This is a genomic window from Microbacterium sp. NPDC057658 (genome assembly GCF_042799975.1).
Taxonomy (GTDB): Bacteria; Actinomycetota; Actinomycetes; order Actinomycetales; family Microbacteriaceae; genus Microbacterium.
Window position 1 is genome coordinate 855,776 of sequence record NZ_JBHVHT010000001.1, and the last position, 23,184, is coordinate 878,959.

Consider the following 23,184-nt stretch of genomic DNA (forward strand, 5'->3'; position numbering starts at 1 on the left):
GCCGCCGTCAGGACTCGGACGGCGGCCCGGCGGGGCGGTGCGCCCGGCGCCCCGCCACCACGACGGGCCGCCCCGCCCGCTCCTGACCGGGCAGCGGGCGCGAGCGCCGGCCGTAGATGAGCTCGGACGAATCGAGCAGCCACGGCACCAGGGTGATCGACACGCCGTGCACGAGCATGAGCTGGTTCGCGAGGCGGCGGGCGCGCCGGTTGTGCAGGAAGTTCTCCCACCAGTGCCCCACGATGTACTGCGGCAGGTAGACCGTGACGACGGAGGAGCCGTGCTTCTCGCGGTACTGCCGGATGAACTGCGTCACGGGCTGGGCGAACGAGCGGTACGGCGACTCGACGATCACGAGCGGCACCGGCACGAGGTGGTCGGTCCACTCCTGCTGCAGGCGGGCGGCGTCGTCCTGCGACACGGCCACGTGCACGGCGAGGGTCTTGTCGTGCTTGGCGGCGATCGCGTAGTCGATGGCCTTCATCACCGGCTTCTGCAGGTGGTTCACGAGGACGATCGCGACGTCGCCGGAGGCGCCGAAGCGGGTGGTGTCGTCGATGGCGATCTCGTGCTCGACGTCCCGGTAATACCGCTTGACGCCGATCATGAGGAACGCGAGCACCGGGATGGCGAAGAACACGAGGTAGGCGCCGTGCGTGAACTTCGTGATCGTCACGATGACCAGCACGAGCACCGTGAGCGTCGCCCCGGCGGAGTTGATGAGCAGCCCCACGCGTGCGGAACGCCGGTCTGCGGCGCCGTCTCCGTTCGGCGGGACGGGTGCCCGGAGCAGCCGTCGCCAGTGCCGCACCATGCCGATCTGGCCCAGGGAGAACGAGACGAAGACGCCGATGATGTAGAGCTGGATCAGCGTCGTCAACCGGGCCTGGAACACCACGAGCACGGCGATCGCGGCGATCCCGAGGAGGATCATGCCGTTGGAGAACACGAGCCGGTCGCCGCGGGTGTTCAGCGACTTCGGGGCGTAGCCGTCGCGGGCGAGCACGGCGCCGAGCAGGGGGAAGCCGTTGAAGGCGGTGTTCGCCGCGAGGAGCAGCACGCAGGCCGTGGCCGCCTGCACGATGAAGAACGGGATGCTGCCGCCGCCGAACGTCGCCGCGGCGATCTGCGCCATGAGGCTCGGCTGCGGGGTCGTGCAGTCGAACCCGATGAGGTCGCAGGGGTTCTCGGCGTAGTGCACGCCGGCGATGAGGGCGAGGGCGGTGAGTCCGGAGAACAGGCAGATCGCGATGGTCCCCATGAGCACGAGGGTCGACTGGGCGTTGCGCACCTTCGGGGCCCGGAACGCGGGGACGCCGTTCGACACGGCCTCGACCCCGGTCAGCGCGGAGCAGCCGCTGGAGAACGCCCGGAGGATGAGCAGCAGCACGGCCGCCTGGCTGAGGCTCTCGGCCTGCACGGCGAACTCCGCGCTGGACGCGATCGGGGCGTCGCCGAGTGCCGTCCGGACGAGCCCCGTGACGATCATGATGCCGACCGAGCCGATGAACACGTACGTGGGGATCGCGAACACGAGCGACGCCTCGCGCACGCCGCGGAGGTTCACGATGATGATGAGCACGACGAAGCCGACCGCGAGCTCCACGCGGAGCGGGTCGAGCGCCGGCACCGCCGAGATGATGTTGTCCACCCCCGACGCGACCGACACGGCCACCGTGAGCACGTAGTCGACGAGGAGGGCCGCAGCCACGATCACTCCGGGGACCTCGCCGAGGTTCTTCGACGCGACCTCGTAGTCGCCGCCGCCGGAGGGGTACGCCTTGATGAGCTGCCGGTAGCTGAGCACCACCACGAGCAGCAGCACGACGACGGCCGCGGCGACGAGCGGGGTGAACGACAGGAACGTGAGGCCGCCGATGAGCAGGATCATCACGAGCTCCTGCGGGGCGTAGGCCACCGAGCTCAGCGCGTCCGAGGCGAAGATCGGCAGCGCCATGCGCTTGGGGAGGAGCTGCTCGTCGACCTGGGCGCTCGTCAGCGGGTCGCCGAGCAGGATGCGCTTGGCGCGCGGCGGCGCGTCCGGGGTCGGCCTCGTTTGTTCTGACACGTCCGGCGACACTACGCCGACCGGGGACGCCCTCACGCGATCCTCACGGAATCCCTACGGCCCGGTGGCGCTCCCTCACGGAATCCTCACGGCCTGCCGGTATCCTTGCGTCAGTGGGGGATCAGGTCGTTCTGGGGGTCATCGCCGTGGCGATCGGCCTGGCCGCGGGCGTCGTCCTCTTCGTGCCTTTCGTCGCGATCAGCTACCGCCGCCGCGGACGCCTCTCGCTCGGCCGCACGCTGCTCTGGCTCGCGGCGCTCGTCTACTTCTGGGCCATCTGGACGTACACGCTGCTGCCGCTGCCCGATCCGGACGCCATCCGCTGCGTGGGGGCGATCACCGACCCGATGTCCGTCGTGCGCGACGTGCAGAAGGCGTTCGCGGCGCCGGGCAACCCGCTCCGCCAGCCCGCCCTTCTCCAGCTCGTGTTCAACGTGCTGCTGTTCGTCCCGCTCGGGGTGTTCCTCCGCGTGCTGGGCGGCCGCGGCCTCCCGACCGCGCTCCTCGCCGGCTTCGGGCTCTCGCTGCTCGTGGAGACCACGCAGCTCACCGGCGTCTGGGGTCTGTACCCGTGCGCCTACCGCTTCTTCGACGTCGGCGACCTGATGACGAACACGACCGGAGCCGTGCTCGGCTCGGTGCTCGCTCTCGTGGTGCCCCGGTCGCTGCGCGGCCTGCAGGCGCGGGCGGATGCCGACGAGCCGCGCCCGGTCACCCGGGGTCGCCGCGCGCTGGCGATGCTGTGCGACGGACTCGCGAACGGGTTCGTCGTGCTCGCCGGGGGCGTCGCGGTGCAGCTCTGGCTCGAGTACGTCGTGCAGGACCGTCAGGCCGTTCTCGACGGCACCCTCGCCGGCACGGTGAGCACGGCGGTCGCCTGTGCGCTGTGGCTCGTGGTCATCCTCGTCACCGGCCGCTCGGTGGGAGACCTCGCCGTGCAGCTGCGCTACACCGGGTCGCCCCTGCCGGCCGCGCTCGCCCGGATGCTGCGCTGGGCGGGCGGCATCGGCGGACTCACGGCTCTCGGGATGCTCGGCGGGGTGTTCGACGCGCTCTCCTCGGTGCTGATCCTCGTCGCGGTCGTGCTGCTGTTCACCACCCGTCAGGGGCGCGGCCTCCCCGGTCTTCTCTCCGGCCAGCACCTCGAGGACGCCCGCGTCGCGCTCTCGAATCCACAGGGGTTTCCGATCACGGATCGATAACGTCGTCCTCATGAGCGTGATCCCCGTCGACGAGCACCTGATCTCCGAGGCGAAGGAGCTCCGCGACCAGCTGCAGCGCTTCCTCCGCGAGTACGAGTTCGGGATGCGCGAGGTGGAGACGAAGATCTCGATCCTCCGCGACGAGTTCACCCACGATCACGCGTACAACCCCATCGAGCACGTGAAGAGCCGGCTGAAGTCGCCGGACAGCATCGTCGAGAAGATCGCCAGGAAGGGCATCGACGACCCCGACTTCGACCGCATCCGTGCCGAGATCACCGACATCGCCGGAGTGCGGGTGACGTGCAGCTTCGTCGCGGACGTCTACCGGCTGTTCGATCTGCTGACCGCGCAGGACGACGTGACCGTCCGCACGGTGAAGGACTACATCGCGAACCCGAAGCCGAACGGGTACAAGAGCCTGCACGCCATCATCGAGGTCCCCGTCTTCCTCTCGACGGGCGCGCTGTCCGTGCCGGTCGAGGTGCAGTTCCGCACCATCGCGATGGACTTCTGGGCGAGCCTGGAGCACAAGATCTACTACAAGTTCTCCAACCAGGTGCCCGCGCACCTCGTCGACAGTCTCAGCGACGCCGCCGACGCCGCCGCCGAACTCGACACCCGCATGGAGCGGCTGCACCGCGAGGCCCATGGCGTGCCGCAGCGGCAGCTCGCGCCGCCCCCTCCGCCCGCGCCGGGGATCGTCGAGGTCTGAGCAGCCCGACCCGCGTCAGGCGAGGAACTCGCGGGCGGCGGCGGACATCGCCGTGACCCCGACCTCGATCGTCGGATGGATCTCCGGCGCGAAGAACGGCGAGTGGTTCGTGGGGATGTCCTTCTCCACGGTGCCCGCGGCGACGGCCTCGGCGAACCGGGCGGGGTCGACGCCGCCCCAGAACCAGAACACGAGCGGCACCTCGGCGTCGCGGGCGAACCAGGAGACGTCCTCGCTGCCGGTGAACATGCCGGGGTCGACGACGGCCGACTCCCCGAGCGCCCGACGCAGCGCCGCCGAGACCCGCGCCGTCGCCTCCTCGTCGTTGATCGTGGCGGGCAGGGTGTGCTGCGTGTGGATCTCGGGTTCGCGCTCCGCGCCGGAGGCCATCGCCTCGGCGCGCACGATCCGCTCGACACTGGCCAGCACCTTCTCCCGCACGCCCTCGTTCGGGTAGCGGAGGCTGAGCTCGAGCTTCGCCTCGGCCGGGATGATGTTGTTCTTGAGTCCGGCGTGGATCGAGCCGACCGTCACCACGGCCACGCCCTGCGGGTCGATCTCGCGCGAGGCGATCGTCTGCAGGCGCATCACGGTCGCGGCCGCCATCACGACCGGATCGATCGTGGCGTGCGGGCGGGAGCCGTGGCCGCCGCGGCCGTGCAGGGTGACGGTGAGACCGTCCGACGCGGCCATCTGGGTGCCGCTGCGCACGCCGATGATTCCGGCGGGCAGCGGGGTGACGTGCTGACCGAGCACCACGTCGGGCTTCGGGTAGCGGTCGAGCAGGCCGTCGTCGAGCATCGCCCTGGCGCCGGCGCCGTACTCCTCGGCGGGCTGGATGAGCACGACGAGGGTGCCCGACCACTCCGCGCGCGTGGCCACGAGCTTCTCGACGGCGCCGATCATCGCGGTGACGTGCATGTCGTGGCCGCACGCGTGCATCACCGGCACGGTGGTGCCGGCCGGGTCGACGCCCTTCGCGGTGCTCGCGTACGCCAGCCCCGTCTGCTCCTCGACCGGCAGCGCGTCCATGTCGGCGCGCACCCACACCACCGGACCCTCGCCGTTGCGAAGAACCCCGACCACGCCGGTCACCCCGACGCCTTCTTCGACCTCGAGGCCCAGGTCGCGCAGGTGCTGGGCGGCGATGCCGGCGGTGCGCGTCTCCTGGAACGAGAGCTCGGGGTGCTGATGCAGGTCGATGTAGAGCGCTTCGAGGTCGATCGTCATGGCCAGAGCCTAGCCGGGTGCGCGCCGAGACCCCGGCGTTCCGCCGAGACCCCGGCTTCGCCGCGCCGGGAGCGCGGGGTCTCGACGGGAACGCGGGGTCTCGGCAGGGTCAGTGCACGTAGGTCGGCAGTTCGGGTCCGGGACGCAGCACGGCGTTCACGATCGCCTGGATCGCGAACTCGCTCGTCTCGCCGAGTTCGATCACCTCGGGGTGCAGGAGCCACTGGAGCTGCAGGCCGTCCATCACGGCGAGGATGGCGGCCGAGGCGGCGGCGACGGTCGCGGGCTCGGTCACGCCTTCCTGGGCGCAGAGCTCGCCGAACGCCGCCGTCACCTCTCGGCGCAGGGTCGTGTAGCGCTCCTCGAAGTACTCGCGACCGGGGTGGTCGTCGGTCACCGACTCGGAGGACAGGACCGTGTAGGCCTGCACGATGCCCGGACGCTTCTCGTTGGCGAACGCCGTGCGGACGAGGTGGAGGAACAGCTCCGGTCCGTCGGGGATGTGCTTCTCGGCGAGGTCGGCCACGTCGGCCTGGTCGCGGTAGGCGAGCACCTCGAGGAGGAGCTTCTGCTTCGAGCCGAAGTGATGCAGCACGCCCGCGTGCGTGATGCCGACCTGCTCGGCGACGTCGGCGAGCGTGCCGTTCGTGGAGCCCTTGTTGCCGAAGATCTCCACGGCCGCCTTGAGGATCTGCTCGCGCTTCTCCCGCGTGGCCGGGCGCACCCGGACAGCGTGCACGTCGTCCGTCATGAACCCACCTCCCTCGTCCCGCTCTGCTTGCCAACCAACTTACTCCTCGGTAACCTCTCCACAGCTTACTTTCTCGACAGTAAGCAAGAGCAGCGGTCGGAGGCGATCCGTCGGCCGCCACGCCGCACAAGGACCCGTGCCCAAGGAGAAGCAATGAAGCTCACGAAAACCCTGATCGCCGCCAGCGCGGTCGCCGTCCTGGGCGTCTCGGCGCTCGCCGGATGCTCGGCGGGCGGTGGTTCCGGCGATGACGCCGGTTCCGCCTCCCTCACCATCGCGAAGCCCGACGGTGCGATCACCACCGAGTCGAACAACCCGTTCGTCGGCGACTCCGCGGCCTCGAAGTACGGCTATGCCAAGGTCGTGTTCGAGACCCTCGCGCTGGTGAACCAGACCGGCGACCGCGGTGTCACGCCGTGGCTCGCCGAGAGCCTCGAGTGGAACGACGACTACACGCAGCTCACGGTCGTCCCGCGCGCGGACGTCACCTGGAGCGACGGCGAGCCGTTCACGGCGGACGACATCGTCTTCTCGTTCGAGACCGCCTCGATCCCCGCCCTCGACACCGCCGGCCTCAAGTACGAGGGCGCCGAGGTCGACGGCGACACGGTCGTGCTGAGCTTCGGCGACTCCAAGTACGTCAACCAGGCCCGCGTGCTGCACGTGCCCATCGTCCCCAAGCACATCTGGGAGAAGTTCGAGGACCCGGCCACCGACCCCGTCACGGGCGACGACCTCGTCGGCACCGGCCCCTACGCGATGGCGAACTGGTCGACCGAGTCGGTCACGCTCGACGCGCGCGACGACTACTGGGGCGGCGACCTCGCCGTGCCCGAGCTGCACTACGTCTCGTACGGCGACAACACCGCCCTCACCACGGCCCTCGCGAACGGCGACGCCGACTGGGCGCAGGCGTTCATCCCGCAGATCGAGGAGCAGTTCCTCTCGGCCGACCCCGAGCACAACAAGTTCCTCGCCTCCCCGACCACCGGCTCGGCCACGCTGTTCATGAACCTGCAGCAGAAGCCGTTCGACGACCCCGCCTTCCGTCAGGCGCTCGCCTGGGTGATCGACCGCGACGCCTACGTCGACATCGCACGCGAGGGTGCCAGCGAGGCCGTCTGGTCGGTCACGGGCCTGTCGTCGATCCTCGAGGACGAGATCCAGCCCGAGTTCCAGGGCGTCGACTACAAGGTCGATGCTGAGAAGGCGCGTGACCTGCTGGAGACCGCCGGGTACACGTGGAAGGACGACGCCCTGATCGACCCCGACGGCACGCCCGTCTCGTTCACGCTCTCCGTCCCCTCCGGCTGGAGCGACTGGAACACGGCGCAGGAGCTCATCGCCGAGGACGTGAAGGACAGCATCGGCGCCGAGGTCAAGATCGACATGCCCGACTGGGGCGGCTGGGCCGACCCCCGCGACAACGGCACGTTCTCCGCGATCATCCACTGGCTGGAGGACAGCGGCACGGCGTACGGCCTGTACACCTCGACCATGGACCCGCGCTGGATCTCGCCCGAGGGCAAGGCCGGCTTCAACTTCGGCCGCTTCGATGACCCGGAGGCGACCGCCGCGCTGAACACCTACGCCAACGCCTCATCCGACGAGGAGCGCACCACCGCGATCGACACGCTGCAGACGATCTTCTCGGAGCAGGTGCCGGCCATCCCGCTGGGCGCCCACCCGCTGCTGGGCGAGTTCAACACGCGCAACTACGTCGGCTGGCCGTCGGAGACCGACACGTACGCGTCCGCCGACCCGACGCAGCCGAACATCGTGCAGATCCTCACGAAGCTGAAGCCCGCCGAGTAGGACTTCGACAGGCTCAGCCACCCACGGCGGGGCTTCGACAGGCTCAGCCACCCATCTGGGTCCCTGAGCCTGTCGAAGGGCCCGCCCCCCACGAAGGACACCCCCATGCCAGATCCCCTGCTCACCGTGCGCGACTTCTCCGTCGTGTACGACGTCGATCCGCCCGTCGAGGCGGTGAAGAACGTGACCCTCGAACTGCAGCGCGGCGAGATCCTGGGCCTCGCCGGGGAGAGCGGATGCGGCAAGACCACGCTCGCCTACGGGGTGCAGCGCCTGCTGCGTGCTCCGGCCGTCATCACCGGCGGCAGCGTGACCTTCCACGACGCGACCGGCATCGACATCGACATCAACGCGCTGGACGTCGACGCGATGCAGCGATTCCGCTGGGACAAGGTGTCGATGGTGTTCCAGGGCGCGATGAACGCCCTCAACCCCGTGGCCACGATCGGCTCCCAGTTGGAGGACGTGTTCGAGATCCACCGCCCCGACATGAACCGCAGGCAGCGGCGTGCCGAGGCCGAGGAGCTGCTCGAGATCGTCAAGGTCGGCCGTCAGCGCGTGCGCTCCTTCCCGCACGAGCTCTCCGGCGGTATGCGCCAGCGCGTCATGATCGCCATGGCCCTGGCGCTCCGTCCGCAGCTGATGGTCATGGACGAGCCGACGACCGCGCTCGACGTGCTGGTGCAGCGGGAGATCCTCAAGCAGATCTCGCAGCTGCGGCACGAGTTCGGCTTCTCGGTGATCTTCATCACCCACGACCTGCCGCTTCTGCTGGAGATCAGCGACCGGATCGCGATCATGCGCGAAGGAGAGATCATCGAGCTCGACACGGCGGAGCGCATCTGGACGCAGCCGGAGCGCGAGTACACGAAGACGCTGCTGTCGTCGTTCCCCCGGCTCACCGGGGAGAGAGGGGTGCTGGTGCGATGACCACCCTCGAGTTCCGCCATGTCACGAAGGCGTACAACGTCCGAGGCGCAGGGCAGATCAAAGCCCTCGACGACGTGAGCTTCACCCTGACGTCGGGCCAGACGATCGGCCTGGTCGGCCAGTCCGGTAGCGGCAAGTCCACGATCGCGAAGATCCTCACCCAGCTCGAGACCCCGACCAGCGGCGAGGTGCTGCTCGACGACACGCCGATCCCGCGCCGCGGCAAGGGCCTGCGAAGGTATCGCCAGCAGCTGCGGATGGTGTTCCAGGACCCGTTCGCCTCGCTCAACCCGTACCACTCCATCCGCTACCACCTGGAGCGGCCCATCCGCCTCGACGATGTGGTGCCGAAGAAGGACACCGAGAACGAGGTGCGTCGGCTCCTCGACCGGGTGCGCCTCGATGCGGACGCGGTGATCGACCGCCGCCCCCACGAGCTGTCGGGCGGTCAGCGGCAGCGCGTGGCCATCGCGCGCGCCCTGGCCTCGCGTCCCTCGCTCCTGGTCGCCGACGAGCCGGTGTCGATGCTCGACGTCTCCATCCGGCTCGGCGTGCTGAACCTGCTCGCCGACCTGCAGCGCGAAGAGGGACTTGGTGTGCTCTACATCACGCACGACCTGGCGACCGCCCGGCACTTCAGCGACGAGATCATGGTCCTCAACCAGGGGCGCGTGGTCGAGTACGGCACCGCCGACGATGTGATCCTCAATCCGCAGGATCCGTACACCCGCGAGCTGCGCGCGGCGTCTCCCGATCCGGAGAAGCACTTCGCCGCGGCGGCATCGAACGGAGGCGCGCTGTGAGCTCCGCTCTCCCCCAGCTCGACGACAACGACCTCGTCGCCCGCGATGCCCTGGAGGTCGGCACCACGGCGACCAGGGCAGAGCGCACCAGGCGGCCGGTGCCGTGGCGCTTCTTCGCCGGTCGCGCGGCGTTCTACCTGTTCACGCTGTGGGCGGCGATCACGATCAACTTCTTCCTGCCCCGCCTCATGAAGGGCGACGCGGTCAGCTCGTACCTCGCGCGCAACCGCACCGTGAGCCCCGAGGCGGCGGAGGCCCTGCGCGTGCTCCTCGGCATCGACACCGACAAGTCCATCTGGCAGCAGTACCTCGAGTACTGGGGGATGCTGCTGCGCGGCGACCTCGGCATCTCGACCCTGCACGGTCTGCGGCCGGTCGCCGAGGTGCTCGCCGCCGCCCTGCCCTGGACACTCGGGCTGGTCGGCATCGCGACCGTCATCTCCTTCGCGATCGGCACGCTGCTCGGAGCCGTCGTCGGCTGGAAGCGCGGCAGCAAGCTCGACGCGATCATCCCGGTGACGACGTTCTTCAACACGATCCCGTACTTCTGGCTGGGACTCATCGCGATCGCGATCTTCTCCTCGACCCTGAAGTGGTTCCCCTCATCGCACGCCTACGACAAGGGGCAGTCGCCGGAATGGAGCCTCGACTTCATCGGCCAGGTGATCATGCACGGCACGCTCCCGGCGCTGACCATCGTGGTCGCCTCGCTCGGCGGGTGGGTGCTCGGCATGCGCAACATGATGCTGACGGTGCTGGATGACGACTACATCACGGTCGCGCAGGCGAAGGGCATGCCCAACAAGCGGGTGCTCTGGGGCTACGCCGCCCGCAACGCGGTGCTGCCGCAGATCCAGAGCTTCGCGCTGTCGATCGGCTTCATCGTCGGCGGCACGATCGTCATGGAGATGGTGTTCAGCTATCCGGGTGTCGGCAAGCTGCTGCTCGACGCGACCAACGCCAAGGACTTCGCCCTCATGCAGGGCGTGTTCCTCGTGATCACGCTGTCGGTGCTCGTGGCCAACATCCTCGCCGATGTCGTCTACGCCTACCTCGACCCGCGCACGCGCCAGATGGAGTCCTGACATGACCGTCCCCACCACCGCAGCGAACACAGCGCCGGACGGATCGGCCGTCGTCTCCGGCATGCCCGAGACCGCCACGTTGCGCACCCCGCCGACCGGGACGCCGCCCCGCAAGACCTTCTGGTCGCAGCTCGCGCAGGCGTTCGCGATGTTCCGCAACCCCAAGTCGATCGCCGGCCTCCTCATCCTCGGGGCGTTCGTGCTCATCGCGATCTTCGCCCCGTGGATCGCCCCGTACGGACCGACCCAGAAGGACCGCACGGCGCTCCGGCAGCCACCCTCCTGGGAGCACTGGCTGGGCACGACGCACATGGGCGAAGACGTGCTGAGCCAGATCATCTACGGCACCCGCGGGGTGATCGTCGTCGGCTTCCTCGCGGCGTTCATCGCCACGATCATCGCGATCACGATCGGTGTGATCGCCGGCTACGTGCGCGGCTGGAAGAGCGAGTCGCTGTCGGCGCTGACCAACGTGTTCCTGGTGATCCCCGGCATCCCGCTGATCATCATCATCGCCTCGCAGTTCGAGAACCCACCGCTGATCGTGATCGCCGCGGTGCTCGGGATCACCGGGTGGGCGTGGGGCGCCCGGGTGCTGCGCGCGCAGACCATGTCGCTGCGCAACCGCGACTTCATCCAGGCCGCCCGCGCGAACGGCGAGCCGCTGCGCCGCATCATCACGGTCGAGATGCTCCCGAACCTCATGGCGCTCATCGCCTCGAGCTTCGTCGGCACCGTGACCGCGGCCATCCTCGGCCTCACGACCCTGGCCTTCATCGGCGTGATCCCGGTCAGCAACCTGAACTGGGGGACGATCCTGTTCTGGGCGCAGCAGAACGGCGCCTTCCCGCGGCTGTGGTGGTGGTACGTGCCGGCAGGGCTCTGCATCGCGATCATCGGCGTCGCGCTCTCGCTCATCAACTTCGGCATCGACGAGTACGTCAACCCGCGACTGCGGTCGGCCGGTGAGCGGGCCAGGGCGATGAAGAAGAAGGGGCTGAATGTGAACGACGCCGTCACGGCCGTCCGCCGCGTGCCCCTGCCGGAGAAGAGCCCCGATCCCGTATCGTCGGCGACCTCGCCGGGCGCTTCCGGCGCCACCGACTCCTCGAACACCGCGACACCGCACACGAACCAGAACACGAAGTGATGACCTCTCAGACTCTGACCACGCAACTCCCGTATCAGGACCCCGCCCTCTCGATCCCCGAACGCGTGGCCGACCTCCTCAGCCGGATGACGGTGGAGGAGAAGGTCGGGCAGATGCTCCAGCTCGACGCCCGCGACGACATCGACGACCACGTGCTCCGGCGGCACGCGGGATCGATCCTGCACGCCTCGGACGAGCGTCTGCGGCGGGCTGCCGCCCTGGTCGCGCAGACACGGCTCGGCATCCCGCTGCTCGTGGGCGAGGACTGCATCCACGGCCACTCGTTCTGGCCAGGAGGGACGATCTACCCCACGCAGCTCGGCATGGCAGCCTCCTGGGATCCGGCACTCGTCGAGCGCGTGGCGCGGGCGACGGCAGAGGAGGTCGCCGTGACCGGCATCCACTGGACGTTCTCGCCGGTGCTGTGCATCGCCCGCGACCTGCGCTGGGGGCGGGTGGGGGAGACGTTCGGGGAGGACCCGTTCCTCATCGGGGAGCTCGCTTCGGCCATGGTGCGCGGCTATCAGGGTGACGGGCTCGACGACCCCACGGCCATCCTCGCGACGGCCAAGCACTTCGCCGGCTACTCCGAGACGCAGGGCGGACGCGACGCCAGCGAGGCGGACATCTCCCCACGCAAGCTGCGCTCCTGGTTCCTGCCGCCCTTCGAGCGGGTCGCCCGCGAGGGCTGCCGGACGTTCATGCTCGGGTACCAGACGACCGACGGGGTGCCGATCACGCTGAACGAGTGGCTGCTCAGCGACGTGCTCCGCGGCGAGTGGGGTTACACCGGCACCCTCATCACGGACTGGGACAACGTGGGCCGGATGGTGTGGGAGCAGCGGGTGCAGCCCGACCTCACCCATGCCGCGGCCGCCGCGGTGCGCGCCGGGAACGACATGGTGATGACCACGCCCGGGTTCTTCGAGGGGGCGCTGGACGCGGTCGCCCGGGGGCTGCTGCCGGAGGACGCCTTCGACGACGCGGTCTCCCGCATCCTCACGCTGAAGTTCGAACTCGGGCTCTTCGAGGACCCCCGGCTGCCCCGCGACGACGTGTCCGCCGTGGTCGGCAGCGCCGCGCACGCGGAGCTCAACCTCGAGATCGCGCGCCGTTCGCTCGTGCTCCTGGAGAACGACGGCGTGCTGCCGCTGGATGCCGCGGCGCCGCTGCGGGTGGCGGTGACCGGGCCGCTCGCGGACGACGCGCAGACGCAGCTCGGCGACTGGGCCGGCGGCTCGGGTCAGGCGGGCTGGCTCGACGGACAGCCCCGCGAGATGATCACGACCGTGCTCGACGGCCTCCGTGCGGTGGACGCGTGGACGGTCACGCATGCACGCGGCGCCGACATCCTCACGCTCGCCGACGACCCCCGCGGCACGCACTTCCCGGACAACCAGCCGCGTCCTCCCGTGGTGCAGCCGTGCCCGCCGGATCCTGCGCTCATCGCGGAGGCGGTGGCCGCTGCCGAGGCCGCCGACGTCGTGGTCGCGGTGGTCGGCGATCGCATCGAGCTCGTGGGCGAGGGGCGGTCCACGGCCACGCTGGAGCTCATCGGCGGCCAGAATGCGCTGCTCGACGCGCTCATCGACACCGGGAAGCCCGTCGTCGTGGTGCTCCTCGCGTCCAAGCCGCTCGTGCTCCCGCCGTCGGTGCAGCGGGCGGCGGCGGTGGTCTGGGCCGCGAATCCGGGTATGCAGGGCGGATGGGCGCTCGCCGACATCGTCACGGGTGCCGTGGAACCCTCGGGGCGGCTGCCCATCTCGTTCGCGCGGCACGTCGGGCAGCAGCCGACCTACTACAACCAGATCCGTGGTCAGCACGGCGACCGCTACGCCGACCTGACCCAGGCGCCCGCGTGGGCCTTCGGCGAGGGCCGGTCGTACACGACCGTGGCGTACGCGGAGCTGGAGCTGGAGCAGACGGGGCTGCGCCTCGGCGACACCGTGGTGGGGCACGTGACCGTGACGAACACGGGGGACCGGCCCGTCCGCGAGACCGTGCAGGCGTACGTGCGGGACGAGGTGACGAGCGTGAGCTGGACCGACCGCGAGCTCAAGGCCTTCCGGCAGGTCGACCTCGCGCCGGGGGAGAGTGCGCGCGTGCGGATCGAGGTCCCCGTCGCGGACTGCACGATCGTGACCGCCGCCGGCGTCCGGACCGTGGAGGCCGGCGCCTTCACGCTCCTCGTCGGCCCCAGCTCCCGCGAGGAGCACCTCCTCCCCGCCCCCTTCGAGATCTCCCCGTCCTGATTCCACGGCCTCGATTTGACCTCAAGTGCGCTTGAGGTTTTACGGTGGAGGGCGTGAGTGGGACAGAGAAGAAGTCGCGATGACGTATGTGATCGCACTGCCGTGCGTCGACCTCAAGGACAAGGCGTGCATCGACGAGTGCCCCGTTGACTGCATCTACGAGGGCGAACGGTCGCTCTACATCCACCCCGACGAGTGCGTGGACTGCGGAGCGTGCGAGCCGGTGTGCCCGGTCGAGGCGATCTACTACGAGGACGACCTGCCCGACGAGTGGCAGGACTACTACAAGGCCAACGTCGAGTTCTTCGACGAGATCGGCTCGCCCGGCGGCGCCGCCCGCACCGGACTCATCCGGCACGACCACCCGCTCATCGCCGCGCTCCCGCCGCAGGAGGTGCACGAGTGACGCCGCGCATCGCCATCGTCGGCGCGGGACCCGCGGGCATCTACGCCGCCGACCTCCTCCGGGCGCAGGTGCCGGAGGCGGCCATCGACCTGCACGAGAAGCTCCCCGCTCCGTACGGGCTCGTCCGCTACGGCGTCGCCCCCGACCATCCACGCATCCGCAAGATCATCGACGCGCTGCACGACGTGCTCCTCCAGCCCGGCATCCGGCTGCGCGCCAACGTCGAGGTCGGCGTCGATGTGACGGTCGACGAGCTCCGCCGGGCGTACGACGGCGTCGTCATCGCGACCGGAGCCGACCGCGACGTGACGTTCGACGTGCCGGGAGCCGACCTTCCCGGATCGTTCGGCGCCGCGGATTTCGTGGCCTGGTACGACGCGCACCCCGACGTCGCGCGGGGCTGGGGCCTGGAGGCGGAGGCCGTGGCCGTGCTCGGGGCGGGCAACGTCGCCCTCGACGTCACGCGCATCCTCGCGAAGCACGCCGCGGCGCTGGAGTCGACCGACACCCCCGACCACATCCTCGACGCGCTCGCCGCGAGCCGGGTCCGCGACGTGCACCTCTTCGCCCGACGTGGCCCCGCCGATGTGCGCTTCTCAGCCCTGGAGCTGCGCGAGCTCGGGGAGCAGCACGATGTGGAGGTGATCGTCGATCCCGCCGACCTCGAGCTCGACGACCATGCCGCCCGCATGCTGGAGCAGTTCTCGCAGCGCCGCATCATCGTGCGGACTCTCACGGAATGGGCGCAGCGCCCGTCCGCCGGGGCTTCCCGGCGCATCCACCTGCACTTCCGGCATCGCCCCGTCCGTGTCCTGGGCACGGACCGTGTGGAGGGCATCGAGTTCGAGCGCACGGCCTCCGACCCGCTCGGCCGCATGGTCGGCACCGGCGAACTCGTGCGGTACGAGGTCGGCGCCGTGTGCCGGGCGATCGGCTACCTCTCCTCGCCCGTGCCCGGTGTGCCGTTCGACGCGGCACGGGGCATCGTTCCGAACGCGGAGGGGCGGGTGCTCGATGCCGACGGCACGCCCGTCGCCGGCCTCTACGCGACCGGCTGGATCAAGCGCGGACCGATCGGCCTCATCGGCTCCACGAAGTCCGACGCCGCGCAGACCGTGCAGCATCTCGTGGAGGACCTCGCCGCGACGCCGTCCGCCCGCATCGACCGTGACCCGCCCCTGGACCTCCCCGACGTGGTGGACTGGGAGGGTTGGTTGCGCATCGACGAGGCCGAGCGCCGCGCCGGAGCCGTCCGCGGCCGGGAGCGCACGAAGCTCGTCGACCGCGCGGCCATGCGCGCCCACGCGACCCCCACCCCCATCCCTCTCGAGGAGAGCACCCGATGACCCCCGACCCGCACACCACCCCGCACCCCGCCGCTCCGGTGCCCACGCCGGTCGGGGAGGGGCTCAAGGCGGCGTTCCGCACCCACCCTGCCGGTGTCGCCATCATCACGGCGCAGGGTCCGGACGGCCCCGTCGGCCTCACGGCGTCGAGCGTGTCGTCGGTCGCGGTCGATCCGGCGGCGATCGTGTTCTCGGTGACCAGGGCGACCGGGAGCGCCGGGGCCATCCTCGGCGCCGACACCTTCGTCGTGCACCTCATCGACGACGAGCACTCCGCGCTCGCCCAGAGCTTCGCGGTGAGCGGCTCAGAGCGCTTCACGCCCGAGCAGGGCTGGACGACGCTGCCGACCGGCGAGCCGCACCTGGCGGAGGCCCGTGTCGCCCTGCGCTGCCGGGCGATCCAGACCGTGCCCGTCGGTTCGTCGACCGTGGTGATCGCCGAGGTGCTCGAGGTGCTCACCGGCCGCCCGGCCCGCCCGCTCGTCTACATCGACCGCCGATTCCACGCCCTGTCCCACGACACCGCCCTCTGACCCCGTCACGAAAGGAACCCTCATGTCCACTCCGTACACGCTCCCCGAGCTGCCCTACGACTACTCGGCACTGGAGCCCCACATCTCCGGCAAGATCATGGAGCTGCACCACTCCAAGCACCACCAGGCCTACGTGACCGGCGCGAACACGGCGCTGGAGCAGCTCGCGGCGGCCCGCGACAGCGGCGACCTCGGAGCGGTGAACAAGCTCGAGAAGGACCTCGCGTTCAACCTCGGCGGCCACATCAACCACTCCGTGTTCTGGCAGAACCTCTCGCCCGAGGGCGGCGGGGCTCCGGAGGGCGAGCTCTCGGCGGCGCTCGCGGACTCATTCGGGTCCATCGACGGTTTCCGCGCGCACTTCACCGCGACGGCCCTCGGCGTACAGGGGTCCGGCTGGGCCGTGCTCGCCTGGGACTCGGTGGGCGCTCGCCCGGTGATCTTCCAGCTCTTCGACCAGCAGGGCAACGCGCCGCTCGGCGTCATCCCGCTGCTGCAGCTCGACGTGTGGGAGCACGCCTACTACCTCGACTACCTCAACGTGCGGGCGGACTACGTCAAGGCGTTCTGGAACCTCGTGAACTGGCCCGACGTGCAGCGCCGCTTCGAGACGGCGCGCACCGCGACCGCAGGTCTCCTCGTCCCCTGACTCCTTCGCCGACCGGGTCGCGTTCAGGCGAGGGTGAGGAAGAGCTTCTCCAGGTCGGGCAGGGGGACGGCGTCGTCCTGCGCGGGGTCTTCCAGGCACGTCTTCATGGCGGAGGCGATGATCTGGAACCCGGCCTTGTCCAGCGCGGAGGTCACGGCGGCCAGCTGCGTGACGACGGCCCGGCAGTCGCCGCCGCTCTCGACCGCGGCGATCACGGCGCCGAGCTGTCCCTGCGCGCGCTTGAGACGGTTGGCGATCTTGCGCTGCGTATCGGTGTCGACGGTGGTCATGGTCCCTCCCTGAAGGCCGGCTGTGCGCTCCACTATACCCCCGGGGGTATAGTGTCTGGATACCCACGGGGGTATCGAGTGAGGAGAGAACACATGTGTCGAGCAGTCCGTTGCCGTACCTGCGGGAAGACCACCTGGGCGGGGTGCGGCCAGCACGTCGACGCCGTCCGCCGCACCGTGCCGGCGTCGGACTGGTGCACGGGCCACCCGAAGGACGAGGCCAAGGGCGGTCTCCTGTCCCGGCTGTTCGGGCGATGAGCGCGCCGCTCCGCGTCGTCATCGTCGGTGGCGTCGCCGGCGGCATGTCGGCGGCGACCCGGCTTCGGCGGCTCGAGGAGTCCGCGGACATCGTCGTCTTCGAGCGCGGGCCCGAGGTCTCCTACGCCAACTGCGGCCTGCCCTACTACGTGGGCGGCGTGATCGAGGAGCGCGACGCCCTCCTGCTGCAGACCCCGGAGTCGCTGCACCGCCGCTTCCGACTCGACGTCCGCGTCCGTCACGACGTCGTCGGCATCGACACCGCGCGCAAGACGGTCGAGGTCGTCGATCTCGACAGCGGCCACCGCAGCACCCACCCGTACGACCGCCTCGTGCTCGCCACCGGTGCCCGGCCTCGCGGCGACGAGCCGACCGGGGCCCTCCCCGCGCGGAGCCTGCGGACCGTGGCGGATGCCGATGCGATCGCCGCGGCCCTCCGCCCCGGCCTGCCGGTGGTCGTCGTGGGCGGCGGGTACACGGGACTCGAGGCCGTGGAGAACCTCGTCGCCCGGGGGGCCGCGGTCACCCTGGTGCAACGCGGTGCCCAGCTGCTCGCCCCGCTGGATCCGGAGATGGCCGCCCCTCTGGCGGCCGAGGTCCGGCGCCGCGGGGTTGACGTGCGACTCGGCGTCGAGGTCGTGGCCACGGCCGCGGATTCCGTGACCCTGAGCGACGGTGCCACCCTCCCCGCGGAGTTCCTCGTCGATGCCTCCGGGGTCGTGCCCGAGGTCGGACTCGCCCGCGCCGCCGGGATCCGTCTTGGCGAGACCGGCGGCATCGCGGTCGACGAGGCGTGCCGCACCAGTGCCCCGGACGTCTTCGCGGTCGGCGACGGCGTCGAGAAGACCGACCTCATCGGCGGCGGTGCGGCGCTGGTGACCATGGCCGGTCTCGCCAATCGCCACGGCCGCATGGTGGGCGACGTCATCGCGGGTCGGGAGGAGTCGGCGCGCCCCGCCCTCGGCACCGGCATCGTGCAGATGTTCGGCCTCGCCGCCGCGAAGACCGGATGGAGCGAGAAGCAGCTCCGTGCCGGGGGCCGCGGGTTCTTCGCCGTACACGTGCATCCGGCGTCGCATGCCGGCTACTACCCGGGCGCGGAGACCCTGTCGATGAAGCTCCTCGCCGACCCCGCCACCGACCGCATCCTCGGGGCGCAGATCGTGGGTCGTGACGGCGTGGACAAGCGGATCGACGTCATCGCGACGGCGCTGCAGGCGGGCGTCACCGCCTCCGGTCTCGCGCACCTGGAGCTCGCGTACGCTCCGCAGTTCGGCTCCGCGAAGGATGCCGTGAACATCCTCGGCTATGTGGCCGAGAACACCCGCAACGGCACCACGCCGACTGTCCAGTGGCACGAGCTCGACGACGCCCTGCAGGCGGGATCGACCCTCATCGACGTCCGCTCCGTGGCCGAGCATACGAACGGCGCCATCCCCGGCGCCAGGAACATCCCGCTGGACGAGCTGCGCGACCGTCTCGACGAACTGCCGGACGGGCCCCTCGTGGTGCACTGCCAGGTCGGCCTGCGGGGGCACATCGCCACCCGGCTGCTGCGGCAGCACGGGCGCGAGGTGCGCAATCTCGACGGCGGTTACCGGACCTGGCAGGACGCGACCGCAGAGTGCTGAGCTCGACGCGTTCACAACTCAGGAGAACCGGCGCACCTACGCCCGTCAGGGACGGAACCGCGGTCTCCGCGCGCCGTACTCCTGAGTTGTGAACGCCGCCCGGCTCAGACGAGTCGCGCGGTCGTGCCTCGGACGTTGAGCTCGTACGGCAGGGCGGCGGGCGGCCGTACGGCGTCGGGGTCGGTGAGCTTCGCGAGGACCGCGTCGGCCGCCCGTTCGCCCTGCCCGAGCGGGAATTGGTCGACCGTGGTGAGGCGGAAGAACTCGCCGAGCTCATGGCCGTCGATGCCCACGATGGATAGGTCGCCCGGCACCGCGAAGCCGAGGTCGCGGGCGGCGAGGAGCGCCCCGATCGCCATCTCGTCCGAGGCGGCGAACACCGCGGTGGGGCGAGGCCCCGGGCGCCCGAGGAGCTGCTTCGCGGCGCGGTAGCCGCCCTCGACCGTGAAGTCGGCCGGCTCCAGGAACGCGGGGTTCAGGGGGACGCCGGCCTTCGCCAGCGCCCTCTCGAAGCCGAGCCGGCGGTTCGTGGGGATGTGGAAGTCGATGTCGAACTCGGGGTTCGCGCCGATGTGCGCGATCTCCGTGTGCCCGAGTCCGAGCAGGTGCTCCGTCGCGAGCTGGGCCACGGCGACGTCGTCGACCGTGAGGGTGTCGAGCTTCGGGTTCGGGCCCCCGATCGCGATCACGGGGAGCCCGAGGTCGAGGAGCTGCTGGGTCTCGTCCTCGTCCAGCTCGATGGACACCGCGATCACGGCGTCCACGCGCTGGCGGCGCAGGAACGTGTCGAAGACGTGGCGGCGCACGTCCCTGTCGGCGGTGATGTTGTAGAGCGTGATGTCGTAGCCGGCGCGCATGAGCGCGGCGGACACCCCCGACAGCACGGTGCTGAAGAACCAGCGGTCGAGGAACGGCACGACGACCCCGATGTTGCGCGTGCGCCCCGACGCGAGGCTCGAGGCGCGGGAGGACACGACGTACCCGAGGGAGGCGGCAGCCGCCTGCACGCGCTCGCGCGCCGACTCGGACACGTGCCCGCGGCCGCTCAGCGCGCGGGAGACCGTCGCGGTAGAGACGCCGGCGAGCCGGGCGACCTCGTCGATGCTCGCCATCGTCTGTCCTTCGGATCGGAGACGCCCGTGACACGCCCCGGGTGGAGCGCGTCACGGGCGCAGCGGGTGTCAGGCCTTGGTGTACCAGACGGCGGTGTCGACGGGGACCTCGGGGCCGTCGAACGGCTGGCTGCGGAGCAGGACGACCGCGCCCTCCGGGAGGTCGAGCGGAGCCGTGCCGAGGTTCGCCAGCACGTGCACCTCGCCGCGACGGAAGGCGACGGCATCGGGACCGGCGTCCTCCCACACCAGCGACCCGGTGCCGAATCCGAACTCGCGACGGCCGGCGAGAAGGCGCTTGTACAGGGCCAGGGTCGACGCCGGGTCGACCTCCTCGACGTCCCGGGCGTAGGCCGCCCAGTCCGCGGGCTGCGGGAGCCACGAGAGGCCGGTGTCGTTGAAGCCGAAGGCGGGAGCCTCCGCCTCCCACGGCAGCGGCACGCGGCAGCCGTCGCGGCCGTAGCGCTCGCCGTTCGTGCGGAACCAGGTCGGATCCTGGCGGTACTCGTCCGGGATCTCCATGGCCTCGGGCAGGCCGAGCTCCTCGCCCTGGTACAGGTAGGCCGAGCCGGGGAGCGCGAGCATCAGCGTGGTGGCCGCGCGGGCGCGGGCGAGGCCGATGGCGGTGTCGGGCTTGTCCGGGGTGTTCGGGCCGATGCCCTCGCCCTGCGGGTTGTCGATCGTGAGGGCGAGGCGCGTGGCGTGCCGGACGACGTCGTGGTTGGACAGCACCCAGGTGCTCGGGGCGCCGACCGCGCCGAACGCGTCCAGCGACTCGCGGATCACGTCGCCGAGCGCCTTCGCGTCCCACGCCGTCATCAGGTACGGGAAGTTGAAGGTCTGGTGCATCTCGTCCGGACGCACCCAGAGGGCGGTCTCCTTCAGCGTCGGCATCCAGGCCTCGCCGCACAGGGCGCGGTCGCCGTCGTACTCGGCGAGCACCTTGTGCCAGTCGCGGTAGATCTCGTGCACGCCGTCCTGGCCCCAGTACGGCACGTTCGACTCGCCGCCGCCCATGGAGTCGGCGTCGGTCGGCGGCGTGTAATCCGGCAGGCCCTCGGTCTTGATCATGCCGTGGGCCACGTCGACACGGAAGCCGTCGACGCCGCGGTCGAGCCAGAAGCGCAGGATCGAGCGGAACTCCTCCTGCACCTCCTCGTTGTTCCAGTCGAAGTCCGGCTGCGTCGCGTCGAAGATGTGCAGATACCACTGGCCGGGCGTGCCGTCGGCCTCCGTCACGCGCTGCCACATGCCGCCGCCGAACACCGACTCCCAGTTGTTCGGAGGCAGCTCGCCGTTCTCGCCGCGGCCGTCGCGGAAGATGTAGCGCGCGCGCTCCGGGCTGCCCGGCGCCGCCTTGAGCGCCTCCTGGAACCAGGGGTGCTGGTCGGAGGAGTGGTTGGGCACGAGGTCGACGATCACCCGGATGCCGCGGGCGTGGGCGGATGCCAGCATCTCGTCGAAGTCGGCCAGCGTGCCGAACAACGGGTCGACGTCGCGGTAGTCGGCCACGTCGTAGCCGGCGTCGCGCTGCGGGCTCGTCATGAAAGGGCTGAGCCAGATCGCGTCGACGCCGAGCTCCTGCAGGGCGTCGAGGCGGCTCGTGATGCCCGGCAGGTCGCCGATGCCGTCGCCCGACGCGTCCGCGAAGGAGCGGGGGTAGATCTGGTAGATGACGGCGCTGCGCCACCACTCGGAACCGGGGGCTGCGATCTGTTCGAGCTGTGCCATGCGATCAGGCTACTGCAAACGCTTACAGTCCCGCCACCACAGGTATCGAAACGGTTCGGAGGCCTCTCTCCCCCCATCCGCCGACCCACCCCTTTCCGTCCGACCCACCCCCTTGCGAACGGGCGGAAGGGGCCGGGAGGAACGGAAGGGGGTGGGTCGACGGGGGATGAGGGGATGAGGGTCAGGGCGTCGGCATGCCGCCGTTGACGTTCAGGGTCTCGCCGAGCACGTAGCTCGACTCCGGGGAGGCGAGGAAGACGTAGGCGGGAGCGAGCTCGGCGGGCTGACCCATCCGGCCGAGCGGAGTGTCCTGGCCGAACTGCGCGATCTTCTCCTGCGGCTGCCCGTCACTCGGCTGCAGCGGGGTCCAGATCGGTCCCGGAGCCACGGCGTTCACGCGGATGCCCTTCGGCGCGAGCTGCTGGGCGAGGCCCTTCGTGAACGCATTGATGGTCGACTTCGTCGAGGCGTAGTCGACGAGGATGTCCGACGGCGAGTAGGCCTGGATAGAGGTCGTGTTGATGATCGTCGAGCCGGCGGGGAGGTGTGGGAGGGCGGCCTTCGTGATCCAGAACATCGCGTACACATTGGTCTTGAACGTGTCGTCGAACTGCTCGTCCGTCACATCGGTGAGGGACTCCTGGAAGACCTGCTTGCCGCCGTTGTTGACGAGGATGTCGAGCCCGCCGAGCGCCGCGACGGCCTCGGCCACCAGGGTGCGGCAGTACTCCGGGTCGCGCAGGTCGCCGGGGATCGTGGCGACGGTGGCTCCCGCCTCGCGGAGGATGCCGGCGATGCGGCTCGCGTCCTCCTCCTCTTCCGGGAGGTAGGAGATCGCGACGTCGGCGCCCTCGCGGGCGAACGCGATCGCGGTGGCCGCGCCGATGCCCGAGTCGCCGCCGGTGATGAGTGCCTTGCGCCCGGTCAGCCGTCCGGTGCCGCGGTACGACTCCTCGCCGAGGTCGGCCTTCGGAGTGAGGTCGGCGTCGAGACCGGGCTCGCGCATGTGCTGCTTCTGCGGCTGGATGCCGGCGTAGAGCTCAACCGGGTTGGTGAAGGTGTACTGGTCGCGGGACATGGGGTGTCCTTTCCGGGAGGTCGGGGACGGGAGGACCATCGTGCGCGCCGTGCCCCGGACGCGGCAAACGCCTTGCATGCATCCGGTCGCTTTGGTACACGCGCATGTGGCCGAAAGACACTTCCCCCGGTGCCTCCTGTCATGACAGG

20 protein-coding genes are annotated in these 23,184 nt (G+C 70.3%); 13 read left to right on the forward strand and 7 right to left on the reverse strand.

The window, feature by feature from the left end; genetic code table 11:
* Nucleotides 1-7: 7 nt before the first annotated feature.
* Complete coding sequence (locus tag ACFU8V_RS04105; RefSeq protein ID WP_378871789.1) at nt 8-1,957, reverse strand: APC family permease; 1,950 nt, start codon at nt 1,955-1,957, stop codon at nt 8-10.
* Between the two features lie 224 nt (nt 1,958-2,181).
* Between ACFU8V_RS04105 and ACFU8V_RS04110 the strand changes: the two genes are divergently transcribed.
* Both ACFU8V_RS04110 and ACFU8V_RS04115 read left to right on the forward strand, forming a co-directional pair.
* Nucleotides 2,182-3,270: a VanZ family protein gene (locus ACFU8V_RS04110; protein ID WP_378869216.1), complete on the forward strand. Its 1,089-nt coding sequence runs from the start codon at nt 2,182-2,184 to the stop codon at nt 3,268-3,270.
* 10 nt (nt 3,271-3,280) lie between these two features.
* Nucleotides 3,281-3,985: a GTP pyrophosphokinase family protein gene (locus ACFU8V_RS04115; RefSeq protein ID WP_025104005.1), complete on the forward strand. Its 705-nt coding sequence runs from the start codon at nt 3,281-3,283 to the stop codon at nt 3,983-3,985.
* A 15-nt stretch (nt 3,986-4,000) separates the two neighbouring features.
* On the opposite strand, the gene ACFU8V_RS04120 is transcribed toward ACFU8V_RS04115, so the two are convergent.
* Both ACFU8V_RS04120 and ACFU8V_RS04125 read right to left on the reverse strand, forming a co-directional pair.
* Entirely contained in the window at nt 4,001-5,215 is a 1,215-nt protein-coding gene (locus ACFU8V_RS04120; protein ID WP_366216209.1) for an amidohydrolase, read from the reverse strand.
* 109 nt (nt 5,216-5,324) lie between these two features.
* Nucleotides 5,325-5,966: a TetR/AcrR family transcriptional regulator gene (locus tag ACFU8V_RS04125; protein ID WP_303708989.1), complete on the reverse strand. Its 642-nt coding sequence runs from the start codon at nt 5,964-5,966 to the stop codon at nt 5,325-5,327.
* A 153-nt stretch (nt 5,967-6,119) separates the two neighbouring features.
* Here ACFU8V_RS04125 and ACFU8V_RS04130 point away from each other — a divergent pair, with 153 nt between their 5' ends.
* The 10 genes from ACFU8V_RS04130 to ACFU8V_RS04175 all read left to right on the forward strand — a co-directional run bounded on the left by ACFU8V_RS04130 (nt 6,120) and on the right by ACFU8V_RS04175 (nt 16,935).
* Entirely contained in the window at nt 6,120-7,781 is a 1,662-nt protein-coding gene (locus tag ACFU8V_RS04130) for an ABC transporter substrate-binding protein (protein WP_378869221.1), read from the forward strand.
* Nucleotides 7,782-7,886: 105 nt separating this feature from the next.
* Nucleotides 7,887-8,711, forward strand: a complete 825-nt coding sequence (locus ACFU8V_RS04135) for an ABC transporter ATP-binding protein (RefSeq protein ID WP_378869224.1) — start codon at nt 7,887-7,889, stop codon at nt 8,709-8,711.
* Nucleotides 8,708-9,514 (forward strand): ABC transporter ATP-binding protein, encoded by an 807-nt coding sequence (locus tag ACFU8V_RS04140; RefSeq protein WP_378869227.1) that lies wholly within the window; start codon nt 8,708-8,710, stop codon nt 9,512-9,514. The genes ACFU8V_RS04135 and ACFU8V_RS04140 overlap by 4 nt, the downstream gene beginning before the upstream one ends.
* A complete protein-coding gene (locus tag ACFU8V_RS04145) occupies nt 9,511-10,599 on the forward strand; it encodes an ABC transporter permease (RefSeq protein ID WP_071327826.1) in 1,089 nt (362 codons plus the stop codon). The genes ACFU8V_RS04140 and ACFU8V_RS04145 overlap by 4 nt, the downstream gene beginning before the upstream one ends.
* Before the next feature lies 1 nt (nt 10,600).
* The gene (locus ACFU8V_RS04150) at nt 10,601-11,749 is read left to right on the forward strand and encodes an ABC transporter permease (RefSeq protein WP_303708992.1); all 1,149 of its coding nucleotides are present in this window, start codon (nt 10,601-10,603) and stop codon (nt 11,747-11,749) included.
* Nucleotides 11,749-14,001 (forward strand): glycoside hydrolase family 3 N-terminal domain-containing protein, encoded by a 2,253-nt coding sequence (locus ACFU8V_RS04155; protein WP_366216204.1) that lies wholly within the window; start codon nt 11,749-11,751, stop codon nt 13,999-14,001. The genes ACFU8V_RS04150 and ACFU8V_RS04155 overlap by 1 nt, the downstream gene beginning before the upstream one ends.
* A 79-nt stretch (nt 14,002-14,080) precedes the next feature.
* Nucleotides 14,081-14,407 carry a ferredoxin gene (gene fdxA / locus ACFU8V_RS04160; RefSeq protein WP_025103996.1) on the forward strand — a complete coding sequence of 109 codons (327 nt, stop codon included), beginning with the start codon at nt 14,081-14,083 and terminating at the stop codon, nt 14,405-14,407.
* Nucleotides 14,404-15,753 (forward strand): FAD-dependent oxidoreductase, encoded by a 1,350-nt coding sequence (locus tag ACFU8V_RS04165; protein ID WP_378869233.1) that lies wholly within the window; start codon nt 14,404-14,406, stop codon nt 15,751-15,753. Before fdxA ends, ACFU8V_RS04165 begins: the two co-directional genes overlap by 4 nt.
* Entirely contained in the window at nt 15,750-16,286 is a 537-nt protein-coding gene (locus tag ACFU8V_RS04170) for a flavin reductase family protein (protein WP_025103994.1), read from the forward strand. The genes ACFU8V_RS04165 and ACFU8V_RS04170 overlap by 4 nt, the downstream gene beginning before the upstream one ends.
* 22 nt (nt 16,287-16,308) lie before the next feature.
* On the forward strand, nt 16,309-16,935 hold the full coding sequence (locus tag ACFU8V_RS04175) for a superoxide dismutase (protein ID WP_025103993.1): 627 nt from the start codon (nt 16,309-16,311) through the stop codon (nt 16,933-16,935).
* Between the two features lie 23 nt (nt 16,936-16,958).
* Here the strand turns inward: ACFU8V_RS04175 and ACFU8V_RS04180 are convergent, their stop codons facing one another.
* A complete protein-coding gene (locus tag ACFU8V_RS04180) occupies nt 16,959-17,225 on the reverse strand; it encodes a metal-sensitive transcriptional regulator (RefSeq protein WP_025103992.1) in 267 nt (88 codons plus the stop codon).
* Nucleotides 17,226-17,479: 254 nt separating this feature from the next.
* Here ACFU8V_RS04180 and ACFU8V_RS04185 point away from each other — a divergent pair, with 254 nt between their 5' ends.
* On the forward strand, nt 17,480-19,114 hold the full coding sequence (locus tag ACFU8V_RS04185; RefSeq protein WP_378869238.1) for an FAD-dependent oxidoreductase: 1,635 nt from the start codon (nt 17,480-17,482) through the stop codon (nt 19,112-19,114).
* Nucleotides 19,115-19,218: 104 nt separating this feature from the next.
* Here ACFU8V_RS04185 and ACFU8V_RS04190 read toward each other — a convergent pair whose 3' ends face one another.
* The 3 genes from ACFU8V_RS04190 to ACFU8V_RS04200 form a co-directional block, all read right to left on the reverse strand.
* A complete protein-coding gene (locus ACFU8V_RS04190; protein WP_378869241.1) occupies nt 19,219-20,226 on the reverse strand; it encodes a LacI family DNA-binding transcriptional regulator in 1,008 nt (335 codons plus the stop codon).
* Nucleotides 20,227-20,295: 69 nt separating this feature from the next.
* On the reverse strand, nt 20,296-21,957 hold the full coding sequence (locus ACFU8V_RS04195; protein WP_144881464.1) for a glycoside hydrolase family 13 protein: 1,662 nt from the start codon (nt 21,955-21,957) through the stop codon (nt 20,296-20,298).
* A gap of 181 nt (nt 21,958-22,138) precedes the next feature.
* Nucleotides 22,139-23,035, reverse strand: a complete 897-nt coding sequence (locus ACFU8V_RS04200) for an SDR family oxidoreductase (RefSeq protein ID WP_366216199.1) — start codon at nt 23,033-23,035, stop codon at nt 22,139-22,141.
* Nucleotides 23,036-23,184: the final 149 nt, after the last annotated feature.

What these genes read in the sequence shown, in the direction of transcription:
- ACFU8V_RS04130 (WP_378869221.1), top strand. Translation starts at nt 6,120, where the DNA reads ATGAAGCTCACGAAAACCCTGATCGCCGCCAGCGCGGTCGCCGTCCTG.
- ACFU8V_RS04120 (WP_366216209.1), bottom strand. Translation starts at nt 5,215, where the DNA reads ATGACGATCGACCTCGAAGCGCTCTACATCGACCTGCATCAGCACCCC.
- ACFU8V_RS04190 (WP_378869241.1), bottom strand. Translation starts at nt 20,226, where the DNA reads ATGGCGAGCATCGACGAGGTCGCCCGGCTCGCCGGCGTCTCTACCGCG.
- ACFU8V_RS04125 (WP_303708989.1), bottom strand. Translation starts at nt 5,966, where the DNA reads ATGACGGACGACGTGCACGCTGTCCGGGTGCGCCCGGCCACGCGGGAG.
- ACFU8V_RS04180 (WP_025103992.1), bottom strand. Translation starts at nt 17,225, where the DNA reads ATGACCACCGTCGACACCGATACGCAGCGCAAGATCGCCAACCGTCTC.
- ACFU8V_RS04135 (WP_378869224.1), top strand. Translation starts at nt 7,887, where the DNA reads ATGCCAGATCCCCTGCTCACCGTGCGCGACTTCTCCGTCGTGTACGAC.
- ACFU8V_RS04170 (WP_025103994.1), top strand. Translation starts at nt 15,750, where the DNA reads ATGACCCCCGACCCGCACACCACCCCGCACCCCGCCGCTCCGGTGCCC.
- ACFU8V_RS04185 (WP_378869238.1), top strand. Translation starts at nt 17,480, where the DNA reads ATGAGCGCGCCGCTCCGCGTCGTCATCGTCGGTGGCGTCGCCGGCGGC.
- ACFU8V_RS04155 (WP_366216204.1), top strand. Translation starts at nt 11,749, where the DNA reads ATGACCTCTCAGACTCTGACCACGCAACTCCCGTATCAGGACCCCGCC.
- ACFU8V_RS04115 (WP_025104005.1), top strand. Translation starts at nt 3,281, where the DNA reads ATGAGCGTGATCCCCGTCGACGAGCACCTGATCTCCGAGGCGAAGGAG.
- fdxA (WP_025103996.1), top strand. Translation starts at nt 14,081, where the DNA reads ATGACGTATGTGATCGCACTGCCGTGCGTCGACCTCAAGGACAAGGCG.
- ACFU8V_RS04140 (WP_378869227.1), top strand. Translation starts at nt 8,708, where the DNA reads ATGACCACCCTCGAGTTCCGCCATGTCACGAAGGCGTACAACGTCCGA.
- ACFU8V_RS04175 (WP_025103993.1), top strand. Translation starts at nt 16,309, where the DNA reads ATGTCCACTCCGTACACGCTCCCCGAGCTGCCCTACGACTACTCGGCA.
- ACFU8V_RS04195 (WP_144881464.1), bottom strand. Translation starts at nt 21,957, where the DNA reads ATGGCACAGCTCGAACAGATCGCAGCCCCCGGTTCCGAGTGGTGGCGC.
- ACFU8V_RS04150 (WP_303708992.1), top strand. Translation starts at nt 10,601, where the DNA reads ATGACCGTCCCCACCACCGCAGCGAACACAGCGCCGGACGGATCGGCC.
- ACFU8V_RS04200 (WP_366216199.1), bottom strand. Translation starts at nt 23,035, where the DNA reads ATGTCCCGCGACCAGTACACCTTCACCAACCCGGTTGAGCTCTACGCC.
- ACFU8V_RS04105 (WP_378871789.1), bottom strand. Translation starts at nt 1,957, where the DNA reads ATGGCGCTGCCGATCTTCGCCTCGGACGCGCTGAGCTCGGTGGCCTAC.